This is a genomic window from Trueperaceae bacterium (genome assembly GCA_019454765.1).
Lineage (GTDB): Bacteria > Deinococcota > Deinococci > Deinococcales > Trueperaceae > JAAYYF01.
Window position 1 is genome coordinate 1 of record JACFNR010000045.1, and the last position, 8020, is coordinate 8020.

The 8020-nt window shown below is 72.9% G+C and carries 11 protein-coding genes and 1 tRNA gene; 5 read left to right on the forward strand and 7 right to left on the reverse strand.

Going from position 1 to position 8020, the window contains the following annotated elements:
* Window positions 1–4: 4 nt before the first annotated feature.
* Window positions 5–80, reverse strand: a tRNA-Ile gene (locus tag H3C53_11170).
* 159 nt (window positions 81–239) lie between these two features.
* On the opposite strand from H3C53_11170, the gene greA reads away from it, so the two are divergent.
* The 4 genes from greA to H3C53_11190 all read left to right on the forward strand — a co-directional run bounded on the left by greA (window position 240) and on the right by H3C53_11190 (window position 3142).
* Window positions 240–716: a transcription elongation factor GreA gene (gene greA, locus H3C53_11175; protein ID MBW7917228.1), complete on the forward strand. Its 477-nt coding sequence runs from the start codon at window positions 240–242 to the stop codon at window positions 714–716.
* Window positions 717–801: 85 nt separating this feature from the next.
* Window positions 802–1368 carry a hypothetical protein gene (locus H3C53_11180; GenBank protein MBW7917229.1) on the forward strand — a complete coding sequence of 189 codons (567 nt, stop codon included), beginning with the start codon at window positions 802–804 and terminating at the stop codon, window positions 1366–1368.
* The gene (locus H3C53_11185; protein MBW7917230.1) at window positions 1368–2339 is read left to right on the forward strand and encodes an OstA family protein; all 972 of its coding nucleotides are present in this window, start codon (window positions 1368–1370) and stop codon (window positions 2337–2339) included. The genes H3C53_11180 and H3C53_11185 overlap by 1 nt, the downstream gene beginning before the upstream one ends.
* Window positions 2336–3142 carry a hypothetical protein gene (locus H3C53_11190; GenBank protein MBW7917231.1) on the forward strand — a complete coding sequence of 269 codons (807 nt, stop codon included), beginning with the start codon at window positions 2336–2338 and terminating at the stop codon, window positions 3140–3142. Before H3C53_11185 ends, H3C53_11190 begins: the two co-directional genes overlap by 4 nt.
* 28 nt (window positions 3143–3170) lie before the next feature.
* Here H3C53_11190 and H3C53_11195 read toward each other — a convergent pair whose 3' ends face one another.
* Window positions 3171–3560 carry an Hsp20/alpha crystallin family protein gene (locus H3C53_11195; protein ID MBW7917232.1) on the reverse strand — a complete coding sequence of 130 codons (390 nt, stop codon included), beginning with the start codon at window positions 3558–3560 and terminating at the stop codon, window positions 3171–3173.
* A 77-nt stretch (window positions 3561–3637) separates the two neighbouring features.
* On the opposite strand from H3C53_11195, the gene miaA reads away from it, so the two are divergent.
* Window positions 3638–4576, forward strand: coding sequence for a tRNA (adenosine(37)-N6)-dimethylallyltransferase MiaA (gene miaA / locus H3C53_11200; GenBank protein ID MBW7917233.1), 939 nt, complete (start codon window positions 3638–3640; stop codon window positions 4574–4576).
* Window positions 4577–4730: 154 nt separating this feature from the next.
* Here miaA and dnaJ read toward each other — a convergent pair whose 3' ends face one another.
* The 5 genes from dnaJ to H3C53_11225 all read right to left on the reverse strand — a co-directional run bounded on the left by dnaJ (window position 4731) and on the right by H3C53_11225 (window position 7861).
* The gene (gene dnaJ, locus H3C53_11205; GenBank protein MBW7917234.1) at window positions 4731–5918 is read right to left on the reverse strand and encodes a molecular chaperone DnaJ; all 1188 of its coding nucleotides are present in this window, start codon (window positions 5916–5918) and stop codon (window positions 4731–4733) included.
* A gap of 70 nt (window positions 5919–5988) precedes the next feature.
* Complete coding sequence (locus H3C53_11210) at window positions 5989–6369, reverse strand: DUF2089 domain-containing protein (protein MBW7917235.1); 381 nt, start codon at window positions 6367–6369, stop codon at window positions 5989–5991.
* A gap of 40 nt (window positions 6370–6409) precedes the next feature.
* Window positions 6410–6805 (reverse strand): hypothetical protein, encoded by a 396-nt coding sequence (locus H3C53_11215; protein ID MBW7917236.1) that lies wholly within the window; start codon window positions 6803–6805, stop codon window positions 6410–6412.
* Between the two features lie 2 nt (window positions 6806–6807).
* Complete coding sequence (locus H3C53_11220) at window positions 6808–7227, reverse strand: hypothetical protein (protein MBW7917237.1); 420 nt, start codon at window positions 7225–7227, stop codon at window positions 6808–6810.
* A complete protein-coding gene (locus H3C53_11225) occupies window positions 7220–7861 on the reverse strand; it encodes a hypothetical protein (protein ID MBW7917238.1) in 642 nt (213 codons plus the stop codon). The genes H3C53_11220 and H3C53_11225 overlap by 8 nt, the downstream gene beginning before the upstream one ends.
* Window positions 7862–8020: the final 159 nt, after the last annotated feature.

An 8020-nucleotide genomic window follows, 5' to 3' on the forward strand; every position in this document is an offset into this window, starting at 1 on the left:
GAACTGGTGGGCCCTGCTGGGTTCGAACCAGCGACCAATCGATTATGAGTCGACTGCTCTAACCGCTGAGCTAAGGGCCCGACCGTAGCCGCGCCGCGGTGGCGGCCTGGGCAGTATAATCCACGCCGGACGTTGCCCGCGGCGACCGGCGGCAAGTGGATCTTGCGCCGTGCCGGGCGCCAAGCCAGAGTCAGGTGGCGTTCGCGCCGGCCTGCGACCGGCGCACATCGAGGAGCATCGTGGCCAAGGAACCGATCCAGATGACCGCTCGCGGTCTAGAGAAGCTGAAGGAAGAGCTCCGGTACCTCAAGGAGGAGAAGCGGCAGGAGTTGGCCGACTACATGGGGTCGGCCCTGGCCGACGGCGACCTGCGGGAGAGCGCGGCTTACGACGAGGCGCGCCTGCTGCAGAGCGCCAACGAGGCGCGCATCTCGGACCTCGAGGAGCTGGTGCACCGCGCCGTGGTGGTCGAGCACGAGCCGGGCACGGAGGCCGTGGCGCGCCTGGGGGCCTCGTTGACCCTGAAGGACAAGGACGGCGACAACGTGGTCTTCCACCTGGTCGGCACGCACGAGGCCGACATCCTCGAGGGGCGCGTGTCGGACGAGTCGCCGCTCGGCCAGAGCCTGCTCGGCCGGCGCGTGGGCGACTCCGTGACGGTGAACATGCCGCGTGGCGCGGCCGTGTACCAGGTGGTGTCCGTCTCGTTCGACTGACGCTTCGGCGACCACCCGGCCGCGTGAGGGTTCCGTGACCGCCCCCTTCACCTCTCTCAGCGGCCACCGCTGGTAGATTCGCCTGATGGTGCGGTGGGCGGCGCTGGCGTTCGGGGTCGTGGTGGTCGTTCTGATCGCCTTCGCGGTCGTGCCGGGCCGGCAGCAGACCGTTCCCGCCGCGGCCATCGAGCTTCAGTCCGCCACGTTGACGCTGTACCCGCAGTCGGATCCTAGCGCCGTCTGGTACTTCTCGGCGCCCACGGCCGAGTACTACCCCGACAGGCAGGAGACGACCCTCGCCGTGCTCGAGGACGGCCGGCGCACGGTGGCGGGCGCCACGGACTTCACGCTCACCGCCGAGGGCGTCACCATCGACCGCACCGACAACCTGCGCGGCGAGCACATGCACGCCCACCTCGTCGAGGACGACCTCGACCTCGACATGCGCGCCAAGGGCGCGCGCCAGGTGCTCATCGACCAGCGCGCCGGGCGCTTCGAGGTGCCGCGCGCCGTGATGTCGGGGCCGGACCTCGGCGACAGCGTCTTCGAGGACATGCGCATCAGTTTCGACTTCACAGAGTTCGAGGCGGGCGGACCCGGCACCGTCGGCTACGCTCAGTTCGTCGTCGACACTCCCGGGAGGAACCCGTGATGGACCGTCTCCGCCGGCGCTGCGGCGCCCCCTGCCAGCTCCTCCTCGTGGCGACCCTGCTCGCCTGGTCACTGGCGCCCGCGCTGGCGCAGGACCAGGGCGAACCTCCCGCCGAGCAGCGGCGCATCATCACCATCGACGGCTCGGGCGGCACGCAGAGTGGCAACCTCCGCTCCGGCCCGATCGTCTACGACCACCCCGACGCGTTCGGGATCGAGGCCACCGTCTCGACCCTCACGATCCTCGGGAGCCACGCGGAGCTCACCGCGCCGGCGGGCGCGTCCATCACGCAGGGGGGAGCGCGCGTCGCGGCCTTCACGGGCGGGGTGCGCGTGGAGCGCGGGCGCCTCTCGGCGAGCGGGCCGGCCCTGACCTACAGCGAGGCGACGGGCCTGGGCGTGCTGGCCGGGCGCGCCGACGTGGTCGTGACGCCAGAGGACGAGGCCGACGCGGACGTGCGCATCGCGGCGGACGAGGTCGCCTTCGACGTCGACACGGACCGCTCGACCAGCACGGGCAACGTGACCCTCGTGAACGGTCAGCAGTCGGCGGAGGCCGACACGCTCGTCTACGAGGAGGACCGCGAGCTGGCGGTGCTCACGAGCGCCGGGTCGCAGGTGACCATCACGCGCGAGGACGACGCCGGCGACGTCACGGTCATCACGGCCGACGAGATCCGCGTCCTCACGGGCGCGAAGCTGCTGTACGCGCGCGGGAACGTGACCGTGGTGGACGGCGCCATCACCAGCACGGGCGCGCAGGTGTTCTTCGACGACAACTCGGGAATCGCGGAGGTGATCGGCGCTCCCGGCGCGCCGGCCAAGGCCGAGGACGCCGGCACGGGCGCCACCCTCGTCACGGACCGCATCCAGCAGGACGTGGAGTACGACTTCTTCGAGGCCATCGACGCGTCTGTGCCTAGCGCTTACGACGCGGCCGCGTTCGCGCTGTCGGGAGAGACCGCCGAGTGAGGCCGGCGCCGGCGCCGCTGGCGGTCACCGCGGGCGTCGTGGCGACGCTGACCGTCCTTGGCCTGGCGCTGGCGCAGACGAGCACCACCTTCACCGTGAGGCGCGACGACGCGGCGATGGTCGTCACGAACCTCGCGTTGGCGGCCGACGGCGCCCGCACGATAGGCAACAACGCCAACTGCGCGGAGGGTCAGCGGACGACCATCGTCTACGGTCCGGCGCCGGGGCACGTCGAGACCCGCGTGGAGGACGCCGTCCTCACGTCGCGGTTGGCGGTCATCACCACGCCCGACGGTGCGCAGGAGGGCGCGGGCGAGGAGACGCTCGAGCTGACGGGCGATTCGGTGACGTTCTCGCGGCCGGGCTGCATCGAGGAGCGCACGCCGCCCGAGGCGCCGACCGTGCAGCTCGTGCAGGGGAAGACCACCGTCGTGGGCACGCGTTTCTACCTCGACCGCGAGATCGACCTGGGTGAGATGACGGGCCCCATCTCGCTCGAGCGGCTGGGCGAGGAGGGCGCCGCGCCGCTGCGAGCCACTGCGGACGCCATGGAGTTCGCGGTGGGGGAGCAGCGGGCGACGCTGACCGGCAACGTGCGGGTGGTGTCGGACGAACGCACCACCACTGGCGACCGCCTCGAGCTCGACGAGGCGGCGGGCACGGCCGTGCTGACCGGCAACCCCGCGCGAAGCGTGAAGGGCGGCGACGAGCTGGCCGGCAACCGGCTGCTCTACTACCTCGACAGCGACGACGTGGTCGTCATCGGCAACGTCAGCGGCACGCTCGAGGTGGAGCTGGAGTAGCGGGCTCGGCGCCGGCGGCGACGGCCCGTCAGCGCGCGAGCTTCGGGAGGTTGACGACCAGTACGCCGGCCGCCAGGTGGGCCGTGACGCGCTCGCGGTCGACGGGGCCGGGCAGCGAGAACGTGCGCTGGAACGGCCCGACGCTCCGTTCCGAGAAGATGATGCGGCTCTCGGCGAGGGGCGGTTCGCGGAGGCCGGCCACCAGGAGCTCGCCATCTTCGACGGCGATCTCGAGGTCGGCCTGGTCGACGCCCGGCACCTCGAGGTGCAGCTGGTAGGCGGCGCCAGAGTCGAGGAAGTCTGCCCTTGGCTGGCTGCCGCGTCCGGCGCTGGTCTGCTGCACGAGGGCCTCGATGTCGTCGCGAACGGCGAGCAGCTCCTCGATGTCTCCGGCCGTGCCGCGCTTCTCGATGCTCATGGCGCGAGTCTAGCACCCGCTCCTGAAGCGTCTGTTAGCGTTGCCGCATGCCCGACGAGGCCGACCAGAACGTCACCATGCCTCCCGCCGCGGGCGGCGGGGCGCCGGCGGCGGGGCCGCTCGTGCCGGTGCTGGCAGGCCCGACGGCGTCGGGGAAGAGCGGAGCCGCCATGCGCCTGGCCGTGGCGTTCGGGCTCGAGATCGTGTCGGCGGACGCCATGCAGGTCTACCGGGGCATGGACGTGGGCACGGCCAAGCCGACGCCCACCGAGCGCGCCCAGGTGCCGCACCACCTGCTCGACGTCGTGGAGCCGTCCGAGCCGTTCTCCGTGGCCGCGTACGTCGAGCTGGCGGAGGCGGCCATTGCGGACGTCCTCGCGCGCGGTCGGTCGCCGCTCGTCGTGGGGGGCACAGGCTTCTACCTGCGGGCGCTGCGCGAGGGCCTGCCCACCGTCCCACCGGCCGACCCCGCCGCCCAGGCACCGCTGTGGGAGGCGGTGGCGGCCGGCCGGCTGGCGGAGCTCGACGCCGAGCTGCGGGCGGCGGCGCCGGCAGACGCGGCGCGCGCCGCCCTCAACCCGCGGCGCGTGGTCCGTAGCCTCGAGGTGCTGCGCGCCACGGGCCGCGCGCCGAGCGCCTTCCCGCGCCGCGCCCCGCGCTTCGCCTACCGCGCGGCCCACCTCCACCCGCCGCTGAGCGTGCTGCGGCCGCGCATCGTCGCGCGCACCGCCGCCATGTTCGAGCGGGGCCTGGTGGCCGAGGTCACCGGGTTGCTGGCGCGTTACCCGCACCAGCCGACTGCGCTACAGGCGATCGGCTACAAGGAGGTCGTGGCACTTGTGCGCGGCGAGGCGACGGAGGGCGAGGCCCGCGCGGCCGTCGCCGCCTCCACCATCCGTTACGCCAAGCGGCAACGCACGTGGTTCGGGGCCGAGGCGCCGGAGGCGCGCCTGGCGTCGACGGGGGAGGAGGCGTTCGAGGCGCTGGCCGCGTGGTTGGGCGCCAGGCAGGTCTGACGCGTGGTTGGGCGCCGGGCAGCTCTGACCCGTGGTTGGCCGTGACGCGTGGTCGGCCGCCCGGCCGATGTGACGCGGGGCACCGCCGAGCGGGGCCCGTCAAGCGGGGCGCCGCCGGCGTCGGCGCCGCCGAGGTCGGCACACCCGCGGCCGTTCAGGCGGGGACCGAGTTGTCCTTCTCGTCGCCGGGCTCGCCGGCGCCCTTGTCGGCAGGATGGGAGCCGCGTCCCTTGCCCTTGCCGCGCTTCTTGCCGGTGAAGAAGTCACGGACCCGCTCCACGACGGTCTCCTCCTGCGGCGCGACGGCCTCGCCCATCTCGGCGGCGTACGCCTCCAGGTGCTGGCGGGCGGCGGGCGAGAGCTTGTCGGGCACGACGACCTTGACGGTCACGACCTCGTCACCCGTCCCGCCCTGCCTCAGGCGGGGCATGCCCTTGCCGCGCAGGCGGAACACGGTGCCGGGTTGCGTGCCGGCCGGCACGCTGACCGCCTCCTCCCCGTCGAGGGTGGGCACCTCGAACGCGCCGCCCAGCGCGGCCTGGGCCACGCCGACCTCGAGCGTGTAGTGCAGATCGTCGCCTGCGCGCTCCAGGAACGGGTGGGCGGCCATCTGGATGTAGAGGTAGAGGTCGCCGGCCTGGCCACCGTCGACGCCGACGTTGCCCTCGCGCGGCACGCGCAGTCGGTAACCGCCGTCGATGCCGCGGGGGAGGTTGACGGCCACGTGGTCGCGGCTGCGCTCGCGGCCCCGGCCGTTGCAGATCTTGCACGGGGTGGTGATGATCTGCCCCTCGCCGTGGCAGTCGGGGCAGGTGCGCGCCGTGATGACGGCGCCGAACAGCGACTGGGCCTGCACCCGGACCTGGCCGCTGCCGCCGCAGCGCGGGCAGGTCGACTTGCCGCCGGAGCCGGGTTCGGCGCGGTCGCCGTGACAGTGGTGGCACGCCTTGAGGCGTTCGATCTCGACGTCGACGGTGGCCCCGTCGCGCGCCTGCTCGAGCGTGACGACGAGTTCGGCCTCGAGGTCCTCGCCCTGCTGGCCCTGGGCGCGGGTGCGGCCGGTGGCGAAGTTGGCCCCGAACACGGAGGCGAAGATGTCGAAGATGTCGCCGCCCATGGGGACGCCGTCGTCGACGCTCCCGTAGCGGTCGTAGCGGGAGCGCTTCGCTTCGTCGGAGAGGACGGCGTACGCCTCGTTGATCTGCTTGAACTTGTCCTCGGCGGCCTTGTCGCCGGGGTTGCGGTCCGGGTGGTAGGCCAGCGCCAAACGGCGGTAGGCGGCCTTGATGGCCTTGTTGTCGGCGCTTCTCTCTACCTCGAGGACGGCGTAGTAGTCGGCCATGCGGCCGCCAGTATAACGGAGGGCGCTCACGCTTCCTGAGCGTCACGTTGCATTGTGGCGGCCGGGGGCGTCAGCCCTTCTTGGCCAGGGCCTGGAGTCGCTTGGACGCCTCCTCGGCGCCGATGTCGCCGGCCTCCAGCTGGTCGAGGATGGTGGAGCGCTCCTCGAGCACGTCGGGGCCGACCTCGTAGCCGAGCGCTAGCAGGAGCTTGTCGAAGCGCAGGCGCACCGTCGGGTAGCTGATGCCCAGCACGCGCTCCGCCTCCTTGAGGTTGCCCCTCACCTTCACGAAGATGCGGAGGAACTCGAGGTGCTCGTTGGCGAGGAGTGCGAACTCGTTGGGCGTGAAGCGCCCCTCGATGACCACTCCGCTCTCCTCGCACTCGAGCCTCGTGACCATCAGCGGGCCGCCCGTCACTGGGCAGGCGGTGGGCATGGGGAGTCTCTTCATCGCTCGTGCTCCTTCTCACTACCGGCCACCGGGGGCCGGTTCAGAGTTGCGTGACCTCCACCTTGGCTTGGTCCGTCGTCACGCTCAGGAACGGCACGCCAGGTGGCAGCCTCAGGATGTCGCGGGCCCGGCCGCCCGCCAGCTCGTCGAGGGTCCTTAGGACCGCCGCCCAGGCGTCGCCGTCCGCGCCCAGCTCTCCGCGCCCCTCGAGCCAGCCGAGGCGCGTGCGCAGGCGCGCAGGCAGGCGCGGCCAGGCGGCCTCCGCCAGCTCGAGCGCTCCGAGGGCGAAGGCGGCTATCTCCTCGAGCGCCCAGAGCGGGAAGGCCAAGGCCAGCCGGACCTTGCCCGCGCTGACGCGCACGACGACGATGCGCGGCCTGAGGGCCGCCAGGTAGTCGCGCAGGCCGCCGGCGTCTGGGCGCCTCGGCGTCAGCACGCTCACACCACCTCGACCACGACCGTGGTCTTGCCCCCGTTCGACTCGTCGTCGGCCTCTATGTCGAGCAGGCGTCCGTCGGGCACGTCGTCGCCCAGGTCCTTGAGGAGCTGTTCCAGGTCGATCCCCTGGAGCGACAGCTCGGCGCTCGCGTCGGCGGGTAGGAAGCGACCCGCGTACTTCGCGAGGGCGAGCGGGATGTTGACGCGCACCTTGGCGCCGGAGCCCTCCCCGTTGGGGGGCGCGTCGACGGCGATGCGCAGCACCCTGGCGGCGCCGCGCGCCTTGGCGGCGGGGGCGGCCTCGGCCGGCGTCGGGCCAGGCGCGCCGACGGCCCTCAGCAGGTCCGTGGCGGCGTCCACGGAGATGCGGCCCGCCGCCAGCATGTCTAGGATGCGCTTGCGGGCGTCCTGGTCACTCATGGTCGCCGCCGCGCCTGATCACGATGTTGCCGGCTATGACCTTGACCTCCAGGGCGGCCGTCCCGGCACCGACGGTTCCTTCGAACCGCTCGCCCACGAGCCGGCGTTCGGTCTCGAAGGGGGGCTCGACCTCGATGTCGCCGACCGACACGTTGCCGGTGACGGTCACGTCGGAGCCGGGGAGCAGTACGACCGTCACCTCGCCCGCCTTGGCGTGCACGCGGTGCCGGCCGGCAGTGGGGGCGATGCGGATGTCGACGTCTCCGGCGAGCGTGTCGAGGTCGACGCCCTTGAGCCCGTGGGCGTCGAGGTCGCCCGCCGCGAGCGTGCCGCGGAGGTACTCGACGCCGTGCAGCTCGATGTCGCCGGCCGTCTTGGCCAGCTCGACGCCGTACCCGGGCGGGAGCCGCAGCGAGAAGTCGCCCTTGAGGACGTTGCCGAGACCCAGCCAGGCGAGGTCCGCCGAGGCGGGCTTGGCGCCGCCCGTCAGTCGGTACCCTTCCGGCGTCGGTTCGAAGCCGAGGTCGCGCGAGCCCGAGCGGCCCGTTGGCGCCGCCAAGCGCGGGTCGACCGCGACCTCGAGGTCGCCTGCCAGCATCTCGACCCGCAGCCACTTGACACCGGCGGGTGCCAAGCGCGGGGCGGCTCCGTCCTTGCCCTGCTGCGAGGCGCTTCCGGGCGCGGTCGCCGCGTTGCTGGCCGACCCGGGCGTTGCCGCCGCTTCCGGCGCGGCGGCGGCTTCCGCCGCGGCCGCTTCCGCCGCGGCGGCCACGGGGGCCGCGGGCGCCACGGG

Bases quoted from the DNA above. Each gene is read 5' to 3' on its own strand.
- miaA (MBW7917233.1), top strand. From the start codon at position 3,638: ATGCCTCCCGCCGCGGGCGGCGGGGCGCCGGCGGCGGGGCCGCTCGTG.
- H3C53_11210 (MBW7917235.1), bottom strand. From the start codon at position 6,369: ATGAAGAGACTCCCCATGCCCACCGCCTGCCCAGTGACGGGCGGCCCG.
- H3C53_11220 (MBW7917237.1), bottom strand. From the start codon at position 7,227: ATGAGTGACCAGGACGCCCGCAAGCGCATCCTAGACATGCTGGCGGCG.
- H3C53_11185 (MBW7917230.1), top strand. From the start codon at position 1,368: ATGGACCGTCTCCGCCGGCGCTGCGGCGCCCCCTGCCAGCTCCTCCTC.
- H3C53_11180 (MBW7917229.1), top strand. From the start codon at position 802: ATGGTGCGGTGGGCGGCGCTGGCGTTCGGGGTCGTGGTGGTCGTTCTG.
- H3C53_11195 (MBW7917232.1), bottom strand. From the start codon at position 3,560: ATGAGCATCGAGAAGCGCGGCACGGCCGGAGACATCGAGGAGCTGCTC.
- dnaJ (MBW7917234.1), bottom strand. From the start codon at position 5,918: ATGGCCGACTACTACGCCGTCCTCGAGGTAGAGAGAAGCGCCGACAAC.